This window comes from Aeromonas enteropelogenes (assembly GCF_000819845.1).
GTDB lineage: Bacteria > Pseudomonadota > Gammaproteobacteria > Enterobacterales > Aeromonadaceae > Aeromonas > Aeromonas enteropelogenes.
Genome location: NZ_CDCG01000034.1, coordinates 124,218 through 144,478 on the forward strand (window position 1 = coordinate 124,218; position 20,261 = coordinate 144,478).

The window sequence follows — 20,261 nt, forward strand, 5'->3', positions numbered from 1 at the left end:
CGCGGGGCTTTTTGCATTTTCTGGCTGCGCTTTATTTCTTGGTCTTGGAGAGGGCTGCAGCAAAGGCGTTGCCCATGGCGCCGCCCATAGGGGCATTTTGACGCGATTCGTGTCTGGGCTTGGCATTGCCACCCTGGTGGTGATGCGGCTGTGCCGGTTTGCGTGCCGGCTGGCCGGCCTTCTCGTCCAGACGCATGGTCAGGCTGATTCGTTTGCGTGGCACATCCACCTCCAGCACCTTGACCCGCACTATGTCGCCTGCCTTGACCACCTCGCGGGGATCCTTGACGAAGCGATCGGTCAGGGAGGAGATGTGCACCAGGCCATCCTGATGGACGCCGATGTCGACGAAGGCGCCGAAGTTGGTGACGTTGGTGACCACCCCTTCCAGCACCATCTCGGGCACCAGATCGCTGATTTTCTCCACCCCTTCCTTGAAGGTGGCGGTCTTGAACTCGGGGCGCGGGTCACGGCCCGGCTTGTCCAGCTCGCCGATGATGTCGGTGACGGTGGGCACCCCGAACTGCTCGTCCGTGTAGTCGGCAGGCTTGAGGGTGCGCAGCAGGCTGCTGTTGCCGAGCAGGCTGCTGACGGTCTGCTCCAGTTTGGCGAGGATCCGCTCCACCACTGGGTAGGATTCCGGGTGCACGGCAGAGCCATCCAGCGGGTTGCTGCCGCCACGAATGCGAAGGAAGCCGGCACACTGTTCGAAAGCCTTGGGCCCGAGCCTGCTCACTTTCAGCAACTGTTGACGGTTCTGGAAGGCGCCATGTTCATCGCGATAGGCGACGATGTTCTGGGCCAGGGTCTGGGAGAGGCCGGACACCCGGTTGAGCAGGGCGACCGAGGCGGTGTTCACATCCACTCCCACCGCGTTCACGCAGTCCTCGACCACGGCATCGAGGCGGCGGGCCAGCTGGCTTTGGCCGACATCGTGCTGGTATTGACCGACACCGATGCTCTTGGGATCGATCTTGACCAGCTCGGCCAGCGGATCTTGCAGGCGGCGGGCGATGGAGACGGCGCCGCGCAGAGAGACATCGAGATCCGGAAACTCCAGGGAGGCGAGCTCGGAGGCGGAGTAGACCGAGGCCCCGGCTTCGCTCACTACAATCTTCTGGGCCCTGGCGGCGGGGTAGCGCTCGAACAGATCGCTCACCAAGCGGTCGGTCTCCCGCGAGGCGGTACCGTTGCCGATGCTGATAAGCTCTACCTTGTGCTTCTGGCACAGTTCGCTCAGGGTCTTGAGGCTCTGATCCACCTGGCGTTTCGGTTCGAACGGATAGATGGTCGCGGTATCGACCAACTTGCCGGTGGCATCGACTACGGCCACCTTGACCCCGGTGCGGATGCCGGGATCCAGCCCCATGGTGCAACGCATGCCGGCCGGGGCTGCCATCAGCAGATCCTTGAGGTTCATGGCGAACACCTTGATCGCCTCCTCTTCCGCCGACTCACGGATGCGGCCGATGAGCTCGGTCTCCATCTGCAAGGAGAGCTTGATCTTCCAGGTCCAACTCACTACCCCCTGCAGCCACTTGTCGACGGGGCGGTTTTGCAGATTGAGCTTGAGATGGTGGGCGATGATCCCCTCGCAGGGGCTGGCGCTCTCATCCTCGCCTGTGACCAGCGCCAGGTTGAGCACGCCCTCGTTGCGGCCGCGCAACATGGCCAGCACCCGATGGGAGGGGGCCTTGTGCAGCGGCTCGTCGTGTTCGAAGTAGTCCTTGAACTTGACCCCCTCCTGCTCCTTGCCGGCCACCACGCGGGCACGCAGGGTGGCGTTTTGCCACAGATAGTCGCGCAGCTTCTCCAGCAGATCGGCCTGCTCGGCGAAGCGTTCCATCAGGATGTAGCGGGCGCCGTCGAGGGCGCTCTTGCTATCTGTGATGCCTTGCTCGGCATTAAGGAAGGCGGTGGCCTCCTGCTCCGGATCCCGCATCGGGTCGTCCAGCAGCAGATTCGCCAGCGGTTCCAGCCCGGCTTCAATGGCCGTCTGTCCCTTGGTGCGGCGCTTGGGTTTGTAGGGCAGGTAGAGGTCTTCCAGCCGGGTTTTGCTGTCGGCTTCGTTCAGCTCACGGGCCAGCTCGGGGGTGAGCTTGCCCTGCTCCTCAATGGAACGCAGGATCACCTGGCGGCGGTCTGCCAGCTCGCGCAGGTAGCCGAGGCGGCTCTCCAGGGTGCGCAACTGGCTGTCGTCCAGTCCGCCGGTGACCTCTTTGCGGTAACGGGCGATAAAGGGAACGGTGGCACCTTCATCCAGCAGACGAATGGCGGCTTCGATTTGTTGCGGGCGAGCGTTCAACTCGCCGGCGATCTGTCTCTCAATGCTTTGCGTCATGGTATCTGTTGAGCGCCTCTGTTGATCGATTCGCGCCATCCGGCGCCGAGTGTGAGCACTATATGGGGTCGCGCAGGTGGATGCCACCCTGTCGCACTGGGGGCAAGCCGCTTCGAGCCGATTGGGGGGCGTCATCGGCTGGAGGAGGGGAAACAAGGTTGGGGGGAAGTGGCTCCTTCCCCTGCATGCTACTTGGTGTAACTGATCTCGTTGACATACCAGCAGGCATCACCGACCGGCGTACGCACTATGGCCTCGTCGCCGACCTCTTTCTTGAGCAGGGCGCGGGCCATGGGGGAGTCGATGGAGATGTAATCCTTGCGACCGAAGATTTCGTCATAGCCGACGATACGAAAGCGCTTGATCTCGCCCTCTTCGCTCTCCACCTCGACCCAGGCGCCGAAGAAGACCTTGCCCTCCTGGGCTGGGGAATAGTCGACGATCCCCAGCTCCTCCAGACATTTACGCAGATAGCGCACCCGCCTGTCGATCTCTCGCAACCGCTTCTTGTTGTACTGGTAGTCGGCATTTTCGCTGCGATCCCCCAGGCTGGCCGCCCAGGCGACCTTTCTGGTGACCTCGGGGCGCTCCTGACGCCACAGGAAATCGAGTTCTTCCTTCAGCTTGTTATAACCTTCGCGGGTGATCAGCTTTGTCTTCATGGTGATCCGTGATCTGGTCAAATGGAGGAGGTCGAGTCTAACTGCACGGGAATATTAGCTTTTGTCATCCTGCTGTCGAGGGAAATCGTGGTCCGTAGCCAGGTGGCTGAGTCTACTTTGTCTTGGTGGGGAAGTGGGATCCAGGTAATAACCGGTAACACATTTATGCTTTTCTCCCGTACTGACGGCCCCTAGTATTGAGGCAGATGATATTGAGAGGCAAAGCGATGAGTCAGCAGCAATACAAGATCCTGGTCGTGGACGACGATCTGAAACTACGCTCCCTGCTTGAGCGCTACCTGACCGAACAGGGGTTCGTGGTGCGCGGTGTGGCCAATGGTGAGCAGGCCGATCGTCTGCTGACGCGCGAAAATTTCAGCCTGATGGTGCTCGATCTGATGCTGCCTGGCGAAGACGGCCTCTCCATCTGCCGTCGTCTGCGCGAGGGGGGCAACCAGATCCCTGTGCTGATGCTGACCGCCAAGGGAGATGAAGTAGATCGCATCGTCGGGCTCGAGATGGGGGCCGACGACTATCTGCCCAAGCCGTTCAATCCGCGCGAGTTGCTGGCCCGGATCCGCGCCGTGCTGCGTCGCCACACCATCGAGTTGCCGGGGGCGCCTTCTACCGCCGAAAAAGTGGTCAGCTTTGGCGGTTACCAGCTCAATCTGGCGACCCGGGAACTGAGTCGTGATGGCGAGCCCATGGCCCTGACCAGCGGAGAGTTTGCGGTGCTCAAGGTGCTGGTCAGCCACCCTCGCGAGCCGCTCTCCCGCGACAAGTTGATGAATCTGGCCAGGGGGCGCGAATACACGGCGACCGAGCGCAGCATAGACGTGCAGGTATCCCGCTTGCGCCGTATGCTGGAGCAGGATCCGGCCCAGCCCCGCTATCTGCAGACTGTCTGGGGATTGGGCTACGTCTTCGTCCCGGACGGTGAACGCACATGAAAAAAGCGGGTAGCATGTTCTCCCGCATGCTCTGGTTTCTGGCCGCCGTGCTGGTGGTCTATCAGATCGTTTCTTATGCCACTTTCTACAATTATCTGCTGGCGCCGACCGTCAAGCAGATCAGCCATCTGCTGGCCAACCAGGTCAAACTGATTTTTCCGGTCGAGAGCAACCAGCTGGAGTTGAGTGACGATGCCGAGGCGCTGGTCTATGTGGCGACCGGCAGCGATATCTACACCCAGAGCGAGGCGGAACAACATGGGCTCAAGGAGTCCAAGCCCTATCGTTATCTGGCAGAGAATATCAGTAAGGAGCTGGGTGGCCCGACCAAGGTGCGGGTCGAGATCCAGGATCACTACATCATCTGGATCCAGCCACCTCAGGCCAGCAAGATCTGGGTGCGCATCCCCTTGACCGAGATCGAGGACGATGACATAGAGCCGCTGATCCTCTACATGAGCGTCTTGCTGGTGATCACCCTGTTTGCCGCCTGGCGTTTCGCTCGCCAGCTGGTGCGCCCGCTGGAAGATCTGGAGGCCGGGGCTGTCTCGGTGGCGCGGGGCAACTTCCCCGATGCGCTCGGGGAGCAGGGGTCGCGGGAGGTGCGTCGGTTGACCCGCACTTTCAACCACATGTCCAATTCCATCAAGGGGTTGATCGAGGAACGCAACCTGATGATGGCCGGTGTCTCCCACGATCTGCGCACGCCGCTGACCCGCATTCGACTGGCGACCGAGATGATGTCGTCCGGGGATGAGTACCTCAAGGAGAGCATCAACGCCGATATCGACGAATCCAACGCTATCATCGATCAGTTCATCGACTATATCCGTCCGGACGAGGTGAAAAATCTGGATCCTGTCGACCTGACCCAGCTGGTGCACGATGCCTTGCTGATGCATGCCGAGCAGGGGCTGGAGGTCGAGCTGGCCCTGCCGGAAGAGGCGGTCAGGGTGGCGTGTAATCCGGTCAGCATGCGCCGGGTGCTGAGTAACCTGTCGGGTAACTCATTGCGCTATGGCGCAACCCGGCTGCTTGGCGAGTTGAAGGATGATGGCCACTGGGTGCGCTTGCGCCTCTCTGATGATGGGCCCGGGATCCCGGAGCAGGACCACTTTCGAGTGCTCAAGCCATTTACTCAGGGCAATTTGGCGCGCACCACAGGGGGGAGCGGCCTTGGGCTCGCCATCGTCGCCCGGATCGTGGCCCAGCATCACGGTACCATCCGGCTGGGGCGCTCGGAGTGGGGAGGGCTGCAGGTGGAGATCCGCTTGCCGAAGCATCAGCCGCAGGAGTGGATGGATTGAAAGAGGGGCGTATCGAGTGATTCGCCCCTTGCATTATCAGGCCTGGGGTTCGCTCGCCTTGCGATAGCGCTTGCCGTATTTCAGCTGCTGGATCAGCAAGGCGGCCACGATCAGCGCCAGCCCGATAGGGGTTGCAGGGTGGATGGTCTCGCCGATCAGCAGGTTGAGCAGCACCAGGGAGGCAAAGGGTGAAATGAAGATGAGGTTGCTGATGGGGGCCGTGTTGGTGGCATGGCGCAGCGCCATCAACCAGAGCACAAAGCCGAACCCCATCTCGAACAGGCCCACATAGATGGCGCCTGCCCATCCCTGCCAGGCGGTCATGGCGAAATCGGAGAGCAGCCAGGTCGCCACGACAATGAACGGCAGGCTGATGATGAAACCGAGCAGCAGGCTGACGACGGGATCCCCCTGATTGCGGGTATTGAGGATCCAGTAGCTGGCCCAGATGAGGGTGGACACCAGTGCCAGTGTCACCCCGAGCGGGCTGTCAAACTGCAGGGAGAAGACATCCCCCTTGGTGGCGATCACCAGGGCGCCGAAGTAGCCGAGCACGATGGCGACGCCATCGCGGCGGCGCAGCTTCTGGCCGAGGAAGGGGACGGCCAGCAGACTGAGCGTAATGGCCCAGGTGTAGTTGAGAGTCTGTGCCTGCTGGGCCGGCAACAGGTCGTACGCTTTGAATAGCAGCAGGTAATAGAGGAAAGGATTCAGCACTCCAAGCGTGAGATAGTAGAGGGGGCGAGCTTTGATGTAATCTCGCAACAGCGCCAACTTGCCCTGCTTGGCAACGATGGCGGTCAGCGTCAGCGTCGAGGTGAAGGCGGCAACCAGCAGCAACTGAACCGGCTCAAAATAGGTGAGAGAGATCTTGAAGGCACTGGCGACCGTCGACCAGAGGGCCACGGCGCAGAGTCCGTACTGATAGGCTTTCTTTTGATCTTTAAGCATTGAAAGTCGTTCCGTTGACGAAGGCGGGGGCCAGTGTATCAGCCAGTTTGCGAGGTTGTCGTGGCTCCCGTTCGTGCGCCAAATGAGCAGGTTAGTGCGAGATCCATCTGTCACATAAAATTGCGCACAATCTGTTCGCTTTCCCTTGCGCAAATTTGAAAAATCCGTATAATCCCCTCCGCTTACCCATGAGGTAAGCCAGACGATATGTCTGCTTGCTGAGTTTCCCCGGTTACGGGCATCAGCCATACAGTCCTCCCGATATGGGAGGAAACGTGAAAAATCACACCTCTGGCGGGAGCAATCTCGGTCGGGCGGTGTTGGTTTATGTTCTTTTATCTATTGGAGCTCTGTCAATGCAGAACCAAAGAATCCGTATCCGCCTGAAGGCTTTTGATCATCGTCTGATTGATCAATCCACTGCGGAAATCGTTGAAACTGCTAAGCGCACTGGCGCGCAGGTTCGCGGTCCTATCCCGCTGCCGACTCGCAAAGAGCGTTTCACCGTTCTGATCTCCCCGCACGTCAACAAAGACGCGCGTGATCAGTACGAGATCCGCACTCACAAGCGTCTGGTAGACATCGTTGAGCCGACTGACAAGACCGTAGACGCTCTGATGCGTCTGGATCTGGCAGCTGGTGTAGACGTCCAGATCAGCCTGGGTTAATTACGGAAAGAGGTTGATAACAATGACAATCGGTCTTGTAGGTCGCAAAGTGGGTATGACTCGCATCTTCACTGAAGATGGCGTTTCTATCCCCGTGACTGTTATCGAAGTTGAAGCTAACCGTGTAACTCAGGTCAAATCTGTAGAAACCGACGGCTACAACGCTATTCAGGTTACCACTGGCTCCAAGAAAGCTAGCCGCGTAACCAAGCCGGAAGCTGGCCACTTCGCCAAAGCTGGTGTAGAAGCCGGTCGCGGTCTGTGGGAATTCCGCCTGAACAACGGTGAAACTTTCACTGTTGGTAGCGAGCTGAAAGTAGATCTTCTCGCTGACGTTAAGCTGGTAGACGTTACCGGCACATCCAAGGGTAAAGGTTTTGCCGGTACTGTTAAGCGCTGGAACTTCCGCACCCAGGATATGACCCACGGTAACTCTCTGTCCCACCGTGTACCTGGCTCCATCGGTCAAAACCAGACCCCGGGCCGTGTATTCAAGGGCAAAAAGATGGCTGGTCACATGGGTGCTGAGCGTGTAACGACTCAGAACCTGGAACTGGTTCGTGTTGACGCTGAACGCAACCTGCTGCTCATCAAAGGCGCAGTACCGGGTGCAACCAACGGCAACGTGATCGTTAAACCTGCCGTCAAAGCGTAACGTCTGAGGAGATAGTAATGGAATTGGTAATGAAAGACGCCAAGAGCGCTCTTGAAGTTTCCGAGACTACCTTCGGGCGCGAATTCAACGAAGCTCTGGTTCACCAGGTTGTCGTTGCTTATGCCGCTGGTGCCCGTCAGGGTACTCGTGCGCAGCTGACTCGCTCTGAAGTGTCTGGTGGCGGCAAAAAGCCGTGGCGTCAGAAGGGTACTGGTCGTGCCCGTGCTGGCTCCATCCGTTCGCCCATTTGGCGTTCCGGTGGTGTGACTTTTGCTGCTAAGCCGCAAGATCACAGCCAGAAAGTAAACAAGAAGATGTACCGCGGCGCTATCCGTAGCATCCTGTCCGAGCTGGTACGTCAAGAGCGCCTGATCGTTGTTGAGAAGTTCGGCATCGAAGCTCCGAAAACCAAAGAACTGATCGCCAAGCTGAAAGAAATGGAACTGTCTGACGTTCTGATCGTGACTGCTGAAGTCGATGAGAACCTGTTCCTGGCTGCTCGTAACCTGTACAAAGTTGACGTGCGTGACGTTGCCGGTATCGACCCGGTCAGCCTGATCGCTTTCGACAAGGTTCTGATGACTGCTGACGCAGTTAAGCAAATCGAGGAGATGCTGGCATGATCCGTGAAGAGCGTCTGCTGAAAGTTCTGAAGGCTCCGCACATCTCTGAAAAGAGCACCATGGTTGCAGAAAAGCAGAACACTATCGTGTTCAAAGTTGCTGTTGATGCCACCAAGGCGGAAGTCAAAGCTGCAGTTGCGAAACTGTTCGAGGTCGAAGTTGAGACCGTCCGTACCCTGAACATGAAGGGTAAGACCAAGCGCGCAGGTGCACGCGTAGGCCGTCGTTCCGATTGGAAAAAGGCTTATGTGACCCTGAAAGCTGGTCAGGACATCGACTTCATGGGCGCAGCCGAGTAAGAGGAGTTCTGAAAAATGGCAATCGTTAAGTGCAAGCCTACTTCTCCGGGCCGCCGCCACGTCGTCAAGATCGTCAACCAAGACCTGTACAAGGGCAAGCCCTTTGCAGCTCTGCTGGACAAGAAAGACAAGTCCGGTGGTCGTAACAACAACGGCCGCATCACCACCCGTCACATCGGCGGTGGTCACAAGCAACACTACCGTATCGTCGACTTCAAGCGCGACAAAGACGGTATCCCGGCCAAAGTAGAGCGCCTGGAATACGATCCGAACCGTACCGCTAACATCGCTCTGGTGTTGTACGCAGACGGTGAGCGTCGTTACATCCTGGCTCCGAAAGGCCTGAAAGCTGGTGACGCTATCGCTTCTGGTGCTGATGCAGCCATCAAGGTAGGTAACGCCCTGCCGATGCGCAACATCCCGGTCGGTTCTACCGTTCACGCCGTTGAGATGAAGCCTGGTAAAGGTGCCCAGCTGGCTCGTTCCGCTGGTACTTTCATCCAGATCCTGGCTCGTGAAGGTAACTATGTAACTCTGCGTCTGCGTTCCGGCGAAGTGCGTAAAGTTCTGGCCGAGTGCCGCGCCACCATCGGTGAAGTTGGTAACTCCGAGCACATGTTGCGTCAACTGGGTAAAGCCGGTGCAAACCGCTGGCGTGGTATTCGTCCGACCGTTCGCGGTATGGCGATGAACCCGGTAGACCACCCGCACGGTGGTGGTGAGGGTCGTAACAAGGGCATGCAGCCTGTGTCCCCATGGGGCCAGAAGGCTAAAGGCTTCAAGACCCGTAAGAACAAGCGTACCGACAAGTACATCGTACGTCGTCGTAACAAGTAATTGTTAACATAGAGGAATCACCATGCCACGTTCTCTCAAGAAGGGTCCATTTATCGACCTGCACTTGCTGAAGAAGGTAGAGAAAGCGGTGGAAAGCGGGGATAAAAAGCCGGTTAAAACCTGGTCCCGTCGTTCAATGATCATCCCGAACATGATCGGTTTGACCATCGCTGTCCATAATGGTCGTCAGCACGTTCCGGTTTTCGTTACCGAAGAAATGATCGGTCACAAACTGGGTGAATTCGCACCTACTCGTACTTATCGCGGCCATGCTGCTGATAAGAAGGCTAAGAAGCGCTAAGGGATAAATGATGGAAGCTATCGCTAAACACCGTTATGCCCGTACTTCTGCCCAGAAAGCTCGTCTGGTAGCCGATCAAGTACGTGGTCTGTCCGTAGACAAGGCTCTGAACATCCTGACCTTCAGCCCGAAAAAGGCTGCTGTTCTGGTGAAGAAAGTGCTGGAATCTGCCATTGCCAACGCTGAGCACAACGAAGGCGCCGACATCGACGCACTGCGTGTTGCCACTATCATGGTTGACGAAGGTCCCTCCATGAAGCGTATCCGTCCTCGTGCCAAAGGTCGCGCGGATCGTATCCTCAAGCGTACCGCTCACATCACTGTAGTGGTATCCGACGCTAAGGCTGGGAGATAAGCAATGGGTCAGAAAGTACATCCTAATGGCATTCGCCTGGGTATTACCAAGCCTTGGAATTCTACCTGGTTCGCGAACACCAAAGACTTCGCTGACAACCTGTACAGCGATTTTCAAGTACGCCAGTTCCTGACCAAGGAACTGAAAAACGCGTCCTTGTCCAAGATCACCATCGAGCGTCCGGCCAAGAGCATCCGTGTGACCATTCACACTGCTCGTCCGGGTGTTGTGATCGGTAAGAAAGGCGAAGACGTTGAGAAACTGCGCAAAGCTGTAGCCGCAATTGCTGGTGTGCCTGCTCAGATCAACATTTCCGAAGTCCGCAAGCCGGAGCTGGATGGCAAACTGGTTGCCGACAGCATCACTTCCCAGCTGGAGCGTCGTGTAATGTTCCGTCGTGCTATGAAGCGCGCCGTACAAAACGCCATGCGCCTGGGTGCCAAGGGCATCAAAGTGGAAGTTTCCGGTCGTCTGGGCGGCGCTGAAATCGCGCGTACCGAATGGTACCGTGAAGGTCGTGTGCCTTTGCACACCCTGCGTGCCGACATTGACTACGCAACTTCTGAAGCCCACACCACTTACGGTGTGATCGGCGTTAAAGTTTGGATCTTCAAGGGCGAAGTTCTGGGTGGTCTGGCTGCTGTCAACGCTGCCGCTGCTCAAGAGCAAGCTCCTGCGAAGCCCAAGCGTGACAACAAGCGCCGCGCTGCCAAGTAAGGAGATTCGGTAAATGTTGCAACCTAAGCGTACTAAATTCCGCAAGACCCACAAAGGTCGTAACCGCGGTCTGGCCAACTCTGGTAACGAAGTATCCTTCGGTACCTTTGGCCTGAAGGCGACATCTCGTGGTCAGCTGACTGCTCGTCAAATCGAAGCAGCCCGTCGTGCCATGACCCGTCACGTTAAGCGTCAAGGTAAGATCTGGATCCGTGTGTTCCCGGACAAGCCCATCACCGAGAAGCCCCTGGAAGTTCGTATGGGTAAAGGTAAGGGTAACGTGGAATACTGGGTTTGCCCGATCCAGCCTGGCAAGGTTCTGTACGAGATGGACGGTGTACCTGAGGCTCTGGCGCGTGAAGCGTTTGCCCTGGCCGCAGCTAAGCTGTCTGTTCAGACCACTTTCGTAATTAAGACGGTGATGTGATGAAAGCCCAAGATCTGCGTCAAAAGAGCGTCGAAGAACTGAACCAGGAACTGCTGGGCCTGCTGCGTGAGCAATTCAACATGCGCATGCAAGCATCCACCGGCCAGCTGGCTCAGACTCACACTCTGAAACAAGTGCGTCGTGACGTCGCACGTATCAAGACTGTACTGACTGAGAAGGCAGGTGCGTAATGACTGACAAAATCCGTACTCTGCAGGGTCGTGTAATCAGCGACAAGATGGACAAGTCCATCACTGTTGCCATCGAGCGCAAGGTAAAGCACCCGATCTACGGTAAGATCATCAAGCGTACTACCAAGCTGCACGTGCATGACGAAAACAACGAGTGCAAAGCTGGCGATCTCGTGGAAATCCGCGAGTGCCGCCCGCTGTCCAAGACCAAGTCCTGGACCCTGGTTGCTGTCGTAGAAAAGGCCTAATCGGTACTTTTTTGCCCAAACGGCCCCTTCCAGGGGCCGTTTGTTTTTTAGGCTACCTTTTCTAAAAATCCTGTGTTATAGTTTCGCGCCTTTTGAAGGCAGCCAGATCCCGTTGGGGATAAGAAGTAAACAAAGCGGAGCACTAAGATGATCCAGATGCAAAGTATGCTGGGTGTTGCCGACAACTCCGGCGCTCGCAGTGTAATGTGTATTAAGGTTCTGGGTGGCTCGCACCGCCGTTACGCCGGCATCGGCGACATCATCAAGGTTTCCATCAAGGAAGCCATTCCTCGCGGTAAAGTGAAGAAAGGTGATGTGTATAACGCGGTGGTCGTACGCACCCGTAAAGGCGTTCGTCGTCCGGACGGCTCTGTCATCCGTTTCGACAACAATGCGGCTGTGTTGCTTAACAACAACCAACAGCCAATCGGTACTCGTATTTTTGGCCCGGTGACCCGTGAACTGCGTAATGAGAAGTTCATGAAGATTGTGTCCCTGGCACCCGAAGTACTGTAAGGAGTCGAACGATGGCAGCTAAAATCCGTCGCGAAGACGAAGTGATTGTTCTTACCGGCAAAGACAAGGGCAAGCGTGGCAAAGTCACCCAGGTCCTGATTGCCAAAGGTAAGGTAATCGTGGAAGGCATCAACCAGGTGAAGAAGCACCAGAAGCCAGTACCCGCACTGGGTCAGGCTGGCGGTATCGTCACCAAAGAAGCCCCCATCGATGTATCTAACGTAGCGCTGTTCAACTCTGCCACTGGCAAAGCTGACCGCGTTGGTTTCCGGATTGAAGACGGCAAGAAAGTTCGTTTCTTCAAATCCACCGGCGAACTTGTGAAGTAATTGGAGTTTAACGATGGCGAAACTGCATGATTACTACAAATCCGATGTAGTAAATGAACTGTCCAAGCAGTTCGGTTACAAGACTATCATGCAAGTCCCTCGGATCGAGAAAATCACCCTGAACATGGGTGTTGGTGAAGCGATCTCTGACAAGAAGTTGCTGGAAAATGCTGCTGCCGACATGGCTGCCATTTCCGGTCAGAAGCCGCTGATCACCAAAGCTCGCAAATCTGTTGCGGGCTTCAAGATTCGTGAAGGCTACCCGATAGGTTGTAAAGTAACCCTGCGTGGCGAGCGTATGTGGGAGTTCCTGGAACGGCTGATCTGCATCTCCGTACCGCGTATCCGTGACTTCCGTGGCCTGAACGCTAAAGCGTTCGACGGTCGTGGTAACTACTCCATGGGCGTGCGTGAGCAGATCATCTTCCCGGAAATCGACTATGACAAAGTCGATCGCGTCCGTGGTCTGGATATCACCATCACCACTTCCGCGAATACCGATGAAGAAGGCCGTGCTCTGCTGGCTGCCTTTAACTTCCCATTCCGCAAGTAAGGTTAGGGTTATGGCTAAAACATCCATGAAAGCGCGCGAAGCAAAGCGTGCCAAGCTGGTAGCCAAGTACGCGACCAAGCGTGCCGAGCTGAAAGCTATCATCGTTGACATGAACGCTTCTGAAGAAGCGCGTTGGGATGCTGTTCTGCAACTGCAACAGCTGCCCCGTGATTCCAGTCCGTCCCGCCAGCGTAACCGTTGCAATATTACTGGTCGTCCGCACGGTTTCCTGCGCAAGTTTGGCCTGTCTCGCATCAAGGTGCGTGAGCATGCCATGAAGGGCGAAATTCCGGGCCTGAAAAAGGCCTCTTGGTAAAGAATCTCGGGAGTTAGACTATGAGCATGCAAGATCCGATCGCGGATATGCTGACCCGCATCCGTAACGGTCAGGCGGCGAGCAAAGTTGCGGTTTCCATGCCTTCTTCCAAGCTGAAAGTGGCTATTGCCAAAGTGCTGAAAGAAGAAGGTTACATCGCTGGCTACAACGTAGCTGGTGACGTGAAGCCGGAACTGGAAATTGAACTGAAATATTTCCAGGGCAAGCCGGTTGTAGAACTGATCCAACGCGTAAGCCGTCCTGGCCTGCGTATTTACAAGCGCACTACCGATCTGCCGAAAGTAATGGGTGGTCTCGGTGTTGCTATCGTGTCCACGTCTAAAGGTGTGATGACCGACCGTGCTGCTCGCAAAGCAAGCATGGGTGGTGAGATCATCTGCTACGTCGCTTAATAGGAGGTCGGAAATGTCTCGCGTTGCTAAGGCACCCGTCACTATTCCTGCTGGCGTAGAAGTGACTCTGAACGGTCAGGAACTGTCCATCAAAGGTGGTAAAGGTTCTCTGGTTCGTTCTATCCACGCCGCTGTAGAAGTGACCAAAGAAGACAATGTACTGAAGTTCGCCCCGCGCGACGGCATCGCTGGTGCTGACGCTCAGGCCGGTACTGCCCGTGCATTGGTCAACAACATGGTAATCGGTGTTACCCAAGGCTTCGAGCGTAAGCTGCAGCTGGTTGGTGTAGGTTACAAAGCCTCCATCAAGGGCAATGCTGTCGCGCTGGCTCTGGGCTTCTCTCACCCGGTAGAGCATGAGCTGCCGGCTGGTGTAACCGCTGAGTGCCCGTCCCAGACTGAAGTTGTTCTGCGTGGCGTTGACAAGCAGCTGGTTGGCCAAGTCGCCGCCGATATCCGTGCTTACCGCGCTCCGGAGCCCTACAAGGGCAAGGGTGTACGCTATGCCAACGAGCAAGTGCGTACTAAAGAAGCTAAGAAGAAGTAAGGTAACACTATGGACAAGAAAGCAGCTCGTCTCCGTCGTGCTACTCGTGCTCGGAAAAAGATGCAGGAACTGGGAGCCACCCGTCTGGTTGTGCACCGTACCCCGCGTCATATCTATGCGCAGGTTATTGCAGCCAACGGTTCCGAAGTTCTGGCCTCTGCTTCCACAGTAGAGAAAGCCATCAGTGAAGCTCTGAAATACACCGGTAATGCAGACGCTGCTACCGCTGTAGGTAAAGCTATCGCTGAGCGTGCTATTGCCAAAGGCGTTCAGAACGTATCTTTCGATCGTTCCGGTTTCAAGTATCACGGTCGCATCGCTGCTCTGGCAGCTGCTGCACGTGACGCTGGTCTTCAGTTCTAAGCTAGGAGTCGAAGATGGCTAAAGTCGAATCTCAAGCCGGCGAACTGCAAGAAAAGCTGATTGCAGTAAACCGTGTTTCGAAAACTGTTAAAGGTGGTCGTATCATGTCCTTCACCGCGTTGACCGTGGTGGGTGATGGTAACGGCCGTGTAGGTTACGGTTATGGTAAGGCCCGTGAAGTTCCGGCTGCTATTCAAAAAGCAATGGAACAGGCCAAGCGTAACCTGAACAAGGTTGAGCTGAACAATGGCACCCTGCACCACCCGGTGAAAGGTGTTCACTCCGGTTCTACCGTGTTCATGAAGCCGGCCTCCCAAGGTACTGGTATCATCGCAGGCGGCGCTATGCGTGCCGTTCTGGAAGTTGCTGGTATCCACAACGTGCTGGCCAAGACCTACGGTTCCACCAACCCAATCAACGTCGTTCGCGCTACTGTAGACGCTCTGGTTCACGGTCAATCACCGGAACAGATCGCCGCCAAGCGTGGTCTGCGCGTTGAAGAAATTCTGGGGTAATGTGACATGGCTAACACTGTAAAAGTAACTCAAACTCGCAGCTCTATCGGCCGTCTGCCCAAGCATAAGGCGACTCTGCGTGGTCTGGGCCTGCGTCGCATTGGTCACACCGTTGAGCTGGAAGATACTCCTTGCGTACGCGGTATGATCAACCAGGTTTACTACATGGTTAAGGTGGAGGGCTAAGCATGCGTCTGAATACTCTGTCTCCGGCCGCTGGTTCCAAGCGCGTTAAGCACCGTCCGGGCCGTGGTATCGGTTCCGGTCTGGGCAAGACTGGTGGTCGTGGTGTGAAAGGTCAAACCTCTCGTTCCGGTGGCGGTAAAGTCCGCAACGGTTTCGAGGGTGGTCAGATGCCTTTGAAAATCCGTCTGCCGAAGTTCGGTTTCTTCTCTCGCAAATCTTTGGTTTCTGCCGAAGTGCGTCTGAACGAAATCGCCCTGGTAGAAGGTGATGTGGTCGATATGAGCACTCTGAAGCAAGCCGGTGTTGTTACCAAAAACATCGTGTTCGCTAAAGTTGTTCTGTCTGGCAACATTGACCGTGCTGTGACTGTTCGTGGTCTGTCCGTCACCAAAGGTGCACGCGCAGCCATCGAGGCCGCTGGCGGTAAAATCGAGGAATAATCAGTACAATGGCTAAGAAACCAGGATTGGATGTTAAAGCACAGGGTGGTCTGAGTGAACTGAAGAGCCGTCTGCTCTTCGTTCTCGGGGCGATTATCGTTTTCCGTGCAGGCTCTTATGTGCCGATTCCTGGTATTGACGCCGCCGTACTGGCCGAGTTGTTCCAGCAACAGAAGGGCACCATCATTGAGATGTTCAACATGTTCAGTGGTGGTGCACTCTCGCGTGCTTCTATTCTTGCGTTGGGGATCATGCCGTACATTTCGGCATCGATCATTATCCAGCTGCTGACAGTGGTTCACCCCGCTCTTGCTGAACTCAAGAAAGAAGGTGAATCCGGCCGTCGCAAGATTAGCCAATATACCCGTTGGGGCACGCTGGTTTTGGGAACTTTCCAGGCCATTGGTATCGCAACCGGTCTGCCGAACATGATGCAGGGACTCGTGACTAATCCGGGTCTTGGCTTCTACTTCACAGCCGTTGTGAGTCTGGTCACCGGTACCATGTTTTTGATGTGGTTGGGTGAGCAGATTACCGAGCGTGGGATTGGTAATGGTATTTCGCTGATTATTTTCACGGGTATCGTTGCCGGTCTGCCGCATGCCATTGGCGCTACGGCCGAACAGGCACGTCAAGGGGAATTGCACATCCTGCTGTTGTTGTTGCTGGGCTTGATTGTTTTCGCAGTGACTTACTTTGTGGTGTTCGTGGAGCGTGGTCAGCGTCGTATCGTCGTGAACTATGCCAAGCGTCAACAAGGCCGCCAAGTATTCGCAGCGCAAAGCACACACCTGCCGTTGAAAGTAAATATGGCCGGTGTGATTCCTGCGATTTTCGCATCCAGTATCATCCTGTTCCCAGGGACCATCACCTCTTGGTTTGGTCAGGGTGAGGGTAAAGTTGCTGACATTTTGCAGCAGGTCTCTATGGTCCTGCAGCCGGGTCAACCGCTTTACGAGATGCTGTATGCAGCAGCCATTATCTTCTTCTGCTTCTTCTATACTGCGCTGGTGTTCAATCCGCGCGAGACAGCAGACAACCTGAAGAAGAGTGGAGCCTTTATCCCGGGGATTCGCCCGGGCGAGCAGACAGCACGTTATATCGATAAGGTTATGACTCGCCTGACATTGGCAGGTGCACTCTATATAACCTTTATCTGTCTGGTACCCCAGTTCCTGATGACTGCCTGGAACGTACAGTTCTATTTCGGTGGCACCTCGCTGCTGATTATCGTGGTAGTTATCATGGACTTCATGGCTCAGGTTCAGACCCATATGATGTCTCATCAATATGGCGACGTCCTGAGGAAGGCCAACCTGAAGGGCTACGGCCGCTAAAGGTCGGCGTAGTTACGGAGTTAAGCAATGAAAGTTCGTGCTTCCGTTAAGGCAATCTGCCGTAACTGCAAAATCATCAAGCGTCACGGTGTGGTGCGTGTGATTTGCAGCGAGCCTAAGCATAAGCAACGCCAAGGCTAATTTTTTACGGTTAGTACTTGCAACAAATAGTTGTGCTGGCTAATATAGCCAGCCAACTTTTGTTGTGTATTGGTTGACCGCCACGTATCCGCTCACGGGCTTTGTGGTGGTCGTAATCTACTATATGTAGGAGTGAATAGTGGCCCGTATCGCTGGCATTAACATTCCTGACCATAAGCATGCCGTCATCGCTTTGACTGCTATTTATGGCGTCGGTCGTACCCGCTCCAAGGCCATCTGTGCCGCAGCCGGTATCGCTGAGAATGTGAAAATTAAAGACCTGGACGAAGCTCAGATCGAGAGTCTGCGTGAACAAGTAGGTAAATTCACCGTTGAAGGTGACCTGCGTCGTCAGATTTCCATGAACATCAAGCGTTTGATGGATCTGGGTTGCTACCGTGGTTTGCGTCACCGTCGTAGCCTGCCTGTTCGTGGTCAACGTACCAAGACCAATGCTCGTACCCGTAAGGGTCCGCGCAAGGCTATCAAGAAGTAACGGGAAGGTAGAAAATGGCTAAAACTCCGACTCGTGCTCGCAAGCGCGTTAAAAAGCAAGTGAGCGACGGTATTGCGCACGTTCATGCATCTTTCAACAACACAATCGTGACCATTACTGACCGTCAGGGCAATGCTCTGTCTTGGGCTACCTCTGGTGGTTCCGGTTTCCGTGGTTCCCGTAAGTCCACTCCGTTTGCTGCCCAGGTAGCTGCTGAGCGCGCTGGTGAGATCGCCAAAGAATACGGCGTGAAGAACCTGGAAGTCATGGTCAAAGGTCCGGGTCCCGGTCGTGAGTCTTCCATCCGCGCTCTGAACGCGGCTGGTTTCCGCATCACTAACATTACTGATGTGACTCCGATCCCGCACAACGGTTGTCGTCCTCCCAAGAAGCGCCGCGTGTAACGCGTTTAGCTACTTGGTCTAGGATTGTTGGAGAAAGAAGATGGCAAGATATATCGGTCCTAAGCTTAAGCTTAGCCGTCGTGAGGGCACCGACCTCTTCCTGAAGTCTGGTGTTCGTGCGATTGATTCTAAGTGCAAGATTGACACCGTTCCTGGTCAACACGGTGCGCGTAAAGCGCGTCTGTCTGACTACGGTGTTCAGCTGCGCGAGAAACAAAAAGTTCGTCGTATCTACGGCGTATTGGAAAAACAGTTCCGCAACTACTACCGCGACGCTGCCCGTCAAAAGGGTAACACCGGTGAAAACCTGTTGCAGCTGCTGGAAGGTCGTTTGGACAACGTTGTTTACCGTATGGGCTTCGGTGCTACCCGTGCTGAGTCTCGTCAGCTGGTGAGCCACAAGGCCATCATGGTCAACGGTCGCGTTGTGAACATTCCTTCTTTCCAGGTTTCCCCTGAGGACGTGATCTGCGTTCGTGAGAAGGCTAAGAAGCAAGCGCGTATCAAAGCTGCCCTTGAGGTTGCTGGTCAGCGCGAGAAGCCGACTTGGGTAGAGGTTGATGCCGCTAAAATGGAAGGTGCCTTCAAGCGCCTGCCGGAGCGTTCCGACCTGTCTGCCGACATTAACGAACAGCTGATCGTCGAGCTTTACTCCAAGTAAAGCTAGCTTCTAAAGAGAGGACACAATGCTGGGTTCTGTAACAGATTTTCTTAAACCGCGGCTAGTTGACATCGAGCAAGTTAGCCCGACTCATGCGAAAGTGACTCTTGAGCCACTTGAGCGTGGCTTTGGTCACACGCTGGGCAACGCCCTGCGTCGTATTTTGCTGTCTTCTATGCCCGGTTGTGCAGTTACTGAAGTCGAAATTGACGGGGTACTGCATGAGTACAGCAGCAAAGAAGGTGTACAGGAAGACATTCTTGAAATCCTGCTCAACCTGAAAGGTATCGCTGTGAAGCTGGAAGGCAAGGACGAGGTAACTCTGTCCCTGACCAAGTCTGGAACAGGCCCCGTTACCGCTGGTGATATCACTCACGGTGATGAAGTCGAGATCGTAAACCCGGAGCACGTAATCTGCCACCTGACTGGTGCCAATGCTGAAATCAGCATGCGCCTGAAAGTTCAGCGCGGTCGTGGTTATGTGCCTGCTTCTGCTCGTGTTCACAACGATGATGAAGAGCGTCCTATCGGTCGTCTGCTGCTGGACTCCGCGTTCAGCCCCATCGTTCGTATTGCCTACAATGTTGAGGCAGCACGGGTTGAACAGCGTACCGACTTGGACAAGCTGGTCATCGACATGGAGACCAATGGTACCCTGGATCCTGAAGAAGCCATCCGTCGTTCTGCCACTATTCTGGCCGAGCAACTGGAAGCCTTCGTGGATCTGCGCGATGTCAGCGTGCCCGAGAAGAAAGAAGAGAAACCCGAGTTTGATCCGATTCTGCTGCGTCCTGTCGATGATTTGGAGCTGACAGTTCGTTCTGCGAACTGTCTGAAGGCAGAAGCTATCCACTATATTGGTGATCTGGTACAGCGTACCGAAGTTGAGTTGCTTAAGACTCCTAACCTCGGTAAGAAGTCCCTGACTGAGATCAAGGACGTGTTGGCCTCCCGTGGTCTGTCTCTTGGCATGCGCCTTGAGAACTGGCCGCCCGCCAGCATCGCTGACGAGTAATCCAGATTACGGGTTTCACAGATTTAGTTAGAAGGATAAGGTCATGCGCCATCGTTTGAGTGGTCGTCAACTGAACCGGAACAGCAGCCATCGTCAGGCTATGTTCCGCAACATGGCCAGCTCCCTGGTTCGTCATGAGATCATCAAGACGACTCTGCCTAAGGCAAAAGAGCTGCGTCGTGTAGTTGAACCGCTGATCACCCTTGCCAAGACTGATAGCGTTGCTAATCGTCGCCTGGCATTTGCCCGTACTCGCGATAACGCGATCGTGGCTAAGCTGTTCAATGAACTGGGCCCGCGCTACCTGGAGCGCGCCGGCGGTTATACTCGCATTCTGAAATGCGGTTTCCGTGCTGGCGACAACGCCCCTATGGCTTACATTGAGCTGGTAGACCGCCCGGCCGCTGCTGAAGCAGCTGCTGAGTGATAAAAGAAAAAGCCGGGCTTGTCCCGGCTTTTCTTTTAATGGATTCTGATACTGCCTCAACTGCCTCAAC

Annotated in this window: 33 protein-coding genes; 30 read left to right on the top strand and 3 right to left on the bottom strand. The window is 55.5% G+C overall.

Annotated elements, in window-relative coordinates; all coding sequences use genetic code 11:
• Positions 1-31 precede the first annotated feature (31 nt).
• The gene (locus tag BN1123_RS12360) at positions 32-2,341 is read right to left on the bottom strand and encodes a Tex family protein (protein ID WP_042027319.1); all 2,310 of its coding nucleotides are present in this window, start codon (positions 2,339-2,341) and stop codon (positions 32-34) included.
• A gap of 188 nt (positions 2,342-2,529) precedes the next feature.
• Positions 2,530-3,003 carry a transcription elongation factor GreB gene (gene greB / locus BN1123_RS12365; protein ID WP_042027321.1) on the bottom strand — a complete coding sequence of 158 codons (474 nt, stop codon included), beginning with the start codon at positions 3,001-3,003 and terminating at the stop codon, positions 2,530-2,532.
• Positions 3,004-3,230: 227 nt separating this feature from the next.
• Here greB and ompR point away from each other — a divergent pair, with 227 nt between their 5' ends.
• Positions 3,231-3,953 carry an osmolarity response regulator transcription factor OmpR gene (gene ompR / locus BN1123_RS12370; protein ID WP_026458451.1) on the top strand — a complete coding sequence of 241 codons (723 nt, stop codon included), beginning with the start codon at positions 3,231-3,233 and terminating at the stop codon, positions 3,951-3,953.
• Positions 3,950-5,260, top strand: coding sequence for a two-component system sensor histidine kinase EnvZ (gene envZ / locus BN1123_RS12375; protein WP_042027322.1), 1,311 nt, complete (start codon positions 3,950-3,952; stop codon positions 5,258-5,260). The genes ompR and envZ overlap by 4 nt, the downstream gene beginning before the upstream one ends.
• A 36-nt stretch (positions 5,261-5,296) precedes the next feature.
• On the opposite strand, the gene BN1123_RS12380 is transcribed toward envZ, so the two are convergent.
• Positions 5,297-6,211, bottom strand: coding sequence for a DMT family transporter (locus BN1123_RS12380; protein WP_042027323.1), 915 nt, complete (start codon positions 6,209-6,211; stop codon positions 5,297-5,299).
• 356 nt (positions 6,212-6,567) lie between these two features.
• Here BN1123_RS12380 and rpsJ point away from each other — a divergent pair, with 356 nt between their 5' ends.
• The 28 genes from rpsJ (at position 6,568) to rplQ (ending at position 20,191) form a co-directional block, all read left to right on the top strand.
• On the top strand, positions 6,568-6,879 hold the full coding sequence (rpsJ, locus tag BN1123_RS12385) for a 30S ribosomal protein S10 (RefSeq protein WP_005307944.1): 312 nt from the start codon (positions 6,568-6,570) through the stop codon (positions 6,877-6,879).
• A 22-nt stretch (positions 6,880-6,901) separates the two neighbouring features.
• On the top strand, positions 6,902-7,534 hold the full coding sequence (gene rplC / locus BN1123_RS12390) for a 50S ribosomal protein L3 (protein WP_005307947.1): 633 nt from the start codon (positions 6,902-6,904) through the stop codon (positions 7,532-7,534).
• A gap of 17 nt (positions 7,535-7,551) precedes the next feature.
• A complete protein-coding gene (rplD, locus tag BN1123_RS12395) occupies positions 7,552-8,157 on the top strand; it encodes a 50S ribosomal protein L4 (RefSeq protein ID WP_005307949.1) in 606 nt (201 codons plus the stop codon).
• Positions 8,154-8,456, top strand: coding sequence for a 50S ribosomal protein L23 (rplW, locus tag BN1123_RS12400; RefSeq protein ID WP_005307955.1), 303 nt, complete (start codon positions 8,154-8,156; stop codon positions 8,454-8,456). The genes rplD and rplW overlap by 4 nt, the downstream gene beginning before the upstream one ends.
• A gap of 15 nt (positions 8,457-8,471) precedes the next feature.
• Positions 8,472-9,293 carry a 50S ribosomal protein L2 gene (gene rplB, locus BN1123_RS12405; RefSeq protein ID WP_026456043.1) on the top strand — a complete coding sequence of 274 codons (822 nt, stop codon included), beginning with the start codon at positions 8,472-8,474 and terminating at the stop codon, positions 9,291-9,293.
• 22 nt (positions 9,294-9,315) lie between these two features.
• On the top strand, positions 9,316-9,594 hold the full coding sequence (gene rpsS, locus BN1123_RS12410; RefSeq protein ID WP_005307960.1) for a 30S ribosomal protein S19: 279 nt from the start codon (positions 9,316-9,318) through the stop codon (positions 9,592-9,594).
• A gap of 10 nt (positions 9,595-9,604) precedes the next feature.
• Positions 9,605-9,949: a 50S ribosomal protein L22 gene (gene rplV, locus BN1123_RS12415; RefSeq protein ID WP_005319741.1), complete on the top strand. Its 345-nt coding sequence runs from the start codon at positions 9,605-9,607 to the stop codon at positions 9,947-9,949.
• A gap of 3 nt (positions 9,950-9,952) precedes the next feature.
• Entirely contained in the window at positions 9,953-10,666 is a 714-nt protein-coding gene (rpsC, locus tag BN1123_RS12420) for a 30S ribosomal protein S3 (protein WP_005331168.1), read from the top strand.
• A 13-nt stretch (positions 10,667-10,679) separates the two neighbouring features.
• Entirely contained in the window at positions 10,680-11,093 is a 414-nt protein-coding gene (rplP, locus tag BN1123_RS12425; RefSeq protein WP_005307963.1) for a 50S ribosomal protein L16, read from the top strand.
• Positions 11,093-11,284, top strand: coding sequence for a 50S ribosomal protein L29 (rpmC, locus tag BN1123_RS12430; RefSeq protein ID WP_005307965.1), 192 nt, complete (start codon positions 11,093-11,095; stop codon positions 11,282-11,284). The genes rplP and rpmC overlap by 1 nt, the downstream gene beginning before the upstream one ends.
• The gene (rpsQ, locus tag BN1123_RS12435; RefSeq protein WP_005307966.1) at positions 11,284-11,532 is read left to right on the top strand and encodes a 30S ribosomal protein S17; all 249 of its coding nucleotides are present in this window, start codon (positions 11,284-11,286) and stop codon (positions 11,530-11,532) included. The genes rpmC and rpsQ overlap by 1 nt, the downstream gene beginning before the upstream one ends.
• Positions 11,533-11,679: 147 nt before the next feature.
• The gene (gene rplN / locus BN1123_RS12440; protein ID WP_005307975.1) at positions 11,680-12,048 is read left to right on the top strand and encodes a 50S ribosomal protein L14; all 369 of its coding nucleotides are present in this window, start codon (positions 11,680-11,682) and stop codon (positions 12,046-12,048) included.
• A gap of 11 nt (positions 12,049-12,059) precedes the next feature.
• Positions 12,060-12,377, top strand: coding sequence for a 50S ribosomal protein L24 (gene rplX / locus BN1123_RS12445; RefSeq protein ID WP_005307977.1), 318 nt, complete (start codon positions 12,060-12,062; stop codon positions 12,375-12,377).
• Positions 12,378-12,390: 13 nt separating this feature from the next.
• The gene (rplE, locus tag BN1123_RS12450; protein WP_005331162.1) at positions 12,391-12,930 is read left to right on the top strand and encodes a 50S ribosomal protein L5; all 540 of its coding nucleotides are present in this window, start codon (positions 12,391-12,393) and stop codon (positions 12,928-12,930) included.
• A 10-nt stretch (positions 12,931-12,940) separates the two neighbouring features.
• Positions 12,941-13,246 carry a 30S ribosomal protein S14 gene (rpsN, locus tag BN1123_RS12455; RefSeq protein WP_005340609.1) on the top strand — a complete coding sequence of 102 codons (306 nt, stop codon included), beginning with the start codon at positions 12,941-12,943 and terminating at the stop codon, positions 13,244-13,246.
• 20 nt (positions 13,247-13,266) lie between these two features.
• Positions 13,267-13,659 (top strand): 30S ribosomal protein S8, encoded by a 393-nt coding sequence (rpsH, locus tag BN1123_RS12460; protein WP_010672564.1) that lies wholly within the window; start codon positions 13,267-13,269, stop codon positions 13,657-13,659.
• A gap of 13 nt (positions 13,660-13,672) precedes the next feature.
• Positions 13,673-14,206 carry a 50S ribosomal protein L6 gene (gene rplF / locus BN1123_RS12465; RefSeq protein ID WP_026456045.1) on the top strand — a complete coding sequence of 178 codons (534 nt, stop codon included), beginning with the start codon at positions 13,673-13,675 and terminating at the stop codon, positions 14,204-14,206.
• A 9-nt stretch (positions 14,207-14,215) separates the two neighbouring features.
• The gene (gene rplR, locus BN1123_RS12470; protein WP_005340606.1) at positions 14,216-14,569 is read left to right on the top strand and encodes a 50S ribosomal protein L18; all 354 of its coding nucleotides are present in this window, start codon (positions 14,216-14,218) and stop codon (positions 14,567-14,569) included.
• A gap of 14 nt (positions 14,570-14,583) precedes the next feature.
• Entirely contained in the window at positions 14,584-15,084 is a 501-nt protein-coding gene (gene rpsE, locus BN1123_RS12475; RefSeq protein WP_005342686.1) for a 30S ribosomal protein S5, read from the top strand.
• A 6-nt stretch (positions 15,085-15,090) separates the two neighbouring features.
• The gene (rpmD, locus tag BN1123_RS12480) at positions 15,091-15,270 is read left to right on the top strand and encodes a 50S ribosomal protein L30 (protein WP_005307985.1); all 180 of its coding nucleotides are present in this window, start codon (positions 15,091-15,093) and stop codon (positions 15,268-15,270) included.
• A gap of 2 nt (positions 15,271-15,272) precedes the next feature.
• On the top strand, positions 15,273-15,710 hold the full coding sequence (gene rplO / locus BN1123_RS12485) for a 50S ribosomal protein L15 (RefSeq protein ID WP_026456046.1): 438 nt from the start codon (positions 15,273-15,275) through the stop codon (positions 15,708-15,710).
• A gap of 8 nt (positions 15,711-15,718) precedes the next feature.
• Entirely contained in the window at positions 15,719-17,047 is a 1,329-nt protein-coding gene (secY, locus tag BN1123_RS12490) for a preprotein translocase subunit SecY (RefSeq protein WP_026456047.1), read from the top strand.
• 27 nt (positions 17,048-17,074) lie between these two features.
• Positions 17,075-17,188, top strand: coding sequence for a 50S ribosomal protein L36 (rpmJ, locus tag BN1123_RS20960; protein ID WP_005319705.1), 114 nt, complete (start codon positions 17,075-17,077; stop codon positions 17,186-17,188).
• 139 nt (positions 17,189-17,327) lie between these two features.
• On the top strand, positions 17,328-17,684 hold the full coding sequence (gene rpsM / locus BN1123_RS12495) for a 30S ribosomal protein S13 (protein ID WP_005307991.1): 357 nt from the start codon (positions 17,328-17,330) through the stop codon (positions 17,682-17,684).
• Positions 17,685-17,698: 14 nt separating this feature from the next.
• Positions 17,699-18,088, top strand: coding sequence for a 30S ribosomal protein S11 (gene rpsK / locus BN1123_RS12500; RefSeq protein ID WP_005319702.1), 390 nt, complete (start codon positions 17,699-17,701; stop codon positions 18,086-18,088).
• Positions 18,089-18,128: 40 nt separating this feature from the next.
• The gene (gene rpsD / locus BN1123_RS12505; RefSeq protein ID WP_005307996.1) at positions 18,129-18,749 is read left to right on the top strand and encodes a 30S ribosomal protein S4; all 621 of its coding nucleotides are present in this window, start codon (positions 18,129-18,131) and stop codon (positions 18,747-18,749) included.
• Between the two features lie 25 nt (positions 18,750-18,774).
• Positions 18,775-19,764, top strand: coding sequence for a DNA-directed RNA polymerase subunit alpha (locus BN1123_RS12510; protein WP_005307997.1), 990 nt, complete (start codon positions 18,775-18,777; stop codon positions 19,762-19,764).
• Between the two features lie 43 nt (positions 19,765-19,807).
• On the top strand, positions 19,808-20,191 hold the full coding sequence (gene rplQ, locus BN1123_RS12515; protein WP_005307999.1) for a 50S ribosomal protein L17: 384 nt from the start codon (positions 19,808-19,810) through the stop codon (positions 20,189-20,191).
• Positions 20,192-20,261: the final 70 nt, after the last annotated feature.

Bases quoted from the DNA above. Each gene is read 5' to 3' on its own strand.
- BN1123_RS12360 (WP_042027319.1), bottom strand. From the start codon at position 2,341: ATGACGCAAAGCATTGAGAGACAGATCGCCGGCGAGTTGAACGCTCGC.
- greB (WP_042027321.1), bottom strand. From the start codon at position 3,003: ATGAAGACAAAGCTGATCACCCGCGAAGGTTATAACAAGCTGAAGGAA.
- ompR (WP_026458451.1), top strand. From the start codon at position 3,231: ATGAGTCAGCAGCAATACAAGATCCTGGTCGTGGACGACGATCTGAAA.
- envZ (WP_042027322.1), top strand. From the start codon at position 3,950: ATGAAAAAAGCGGGTAGCATGTTCTCCCGCATGCTCTGGTTTCTGGCC.
- BN1123_RS12380 (WP_042027323.1), bottom strand. From the start codon at position 6,211: ATGCTTAAAGATCAAAAGAAAGCCTATCAGTACGGACTCTGCGCCGTG.
- rpsJ (WP_005307944.1), top strand. From the start codon at position 6,568: ATGCAGAACCAAAGAATCCGTATCCGCCTGAAGGCTTTTGATCATCGT.
- rplC (WP_005307947.1), top strand. From the start codon at position 6,902: ATGACAATCGGTCTTGTAGGTCGCAAAGTGGGTATGACTCGCATCTTC.
- rplD (WP_005307949.1), top strand. From the start codon at position 7,552: ATGGAATTGGTAATGAAAGACGCCAAGAGCGCTCTTGAAGTTTCCGAG.
- rplW (WP_005307955.1), top strand. From the start codon at position 8,154: ATGATCCGTGAAGAGCGTCTGCTGAAAGTTCTGAAGGCTCCGCACATC.
- rplB (WP_026456043.1), top strand. From the start codon at position 8,472: ATGGCAATCGTTAAGTGCAAGCCTACTTCTCCGGGCCGCCGCCACGTC.
- rpsS (WP_005307960.1), top strand. From the start codon at position 9,316: ATGCCACGTTCTCTCAAGAAGGGTCCATTTATCGACCTGCACTTGCTG.
- rplV (WP_005319741.1), top strand. From the start codon at position 9,605: ATGGAAGCTATCGCTAAACACCGTTATGCCCGTACTTCTGCCCAGAAA.
- rpsC (WP_005331168.1), top strand. From the start codon at position 9,953: ATGGGTCAGAAAGTACATCCTAATGGCATTCGCCTGGGTATTACCAAG.
- rplP (WP_005307963.1), top strand. From the start codon at position 10,680: ATGTTGCAACCTAAGCGTACTAAATTCCGCAAGACCCACAAAGGTCGT.
- rpmC (WP_005307965.1), top strand. From the start codon at position 11,093: ATGAAAGCCCAAGATCTGCGTCAAAAGAGCGTCGAAGAACTGAACCAG.
- rpsQ (WP_005307966.1), top strand. From the start codon at position 11,284: ATGACTGACAAAATCCGTACTCTGCAGGGTCGTGTAATCAGCGACAAG.
- rplN (WP_005307975.1), top strand. From the start codon at position 11,680: ATGATCCAGATGCAAAGTATGCTGGGTGTTGCCGACAACTCCGGCGCT.
- rplX (WP_005307977.1), top strand. From the start codon at position 12,060: ATGGCAGCTAAAATCCGTCGCGAAGACGAAGTGATTGTTCTTACCGGC.
- rplE (WP_005331162.1), top strand. From the start codon at position 12,391: ATGGCGAAACTGCATGATTACTACAAATCCGATGTAGTAAATGAACTG.
- rpsN (WP_005340609.1), top strand. From the start codon at position 12,941: ATGGCTAAAACATCCATGAAAGCGCGCGAAGCAAAGCGTGCCAAGCTG.
- rpsH (WP_010672564.1), top strand. From the start codon at position 13,267: ATGAGCATGCAAGATCCGATCGCGGATATGCTGACCCGCATCCGTAAC.
- rplF (WP_026456045.1), top strand. From the start codon at position 13,673: ATGTCTCGCGTTGCTAAGGCACCCGTCACTATTCCTGCTGGCGTAGAA.
- rplR (WP_005340606.1), top strand. From the start codon at position 14,216: ATGGACAAGAAAGCAGCTCGTCTCCGTCGTGCTACTCGTGCTCGGAAA.
- rpsE (WP_005342686.1), top strand. From the start codon at position 14,584: ATGGCTAAAGTCGAATCTCAAGCCGGCGAACTGCAAGAAAAGCTGATT.
- rpmD (WP_005307985.1), top strand. From the start codon at position 15,091: ATGGCTAACACTGTAAAAGTAACTCAAACTCGCAGCTCTATCGGCCGT.
- rplO (WP_026456046.1), top strand. From the start codon at position 15,273: ATGCGTCTGAATACTCTGTCTCCGGCCGCTGGTTCCAAGCGCGTTAAG.
- secY (WP_026456047.1), top strand. From the start codon at position 15,719: ATGGCTAAGAAACCAGGATTGGATGTTAAAGCACAGGGTGGTCTGAGT.
- rpmJ (WP_005319705.1), top strand. From the start codon at position 17,075: ATGAAAGTTCGTGCTTCCGTTAAGGCAATCTGCCGTAACTGCAAAATC.
- rpsK (WP_005319702.1), top strand. From the start codon at position 17,699: ATGGCTAAAACTCCGACTCGTGCTCGCAAGCGCGTTAAAAAGCAAGTG.
- rpsD (WP_005307996.1), top strand. From the start codon at position 18,129: ATGGCAAGATATATCGGTCCTAAGCTTAAGCTTAGCCGTCGTGAGGGC.
- BN1123_RS12510 (WP_005307997.1), top strand. From the start codon at position 18,775: ATGCTGGGTTCTGTAACAGATTTTCTTAAACCGCGGCTAGTTGACATC.
- rplQ (WP_005307999.1), top strand. From the start codon at position 19,808: ATGCGCCATCGTTTGAGTGGTCGTCAACTGAACCGGAACAGCAGCCAT.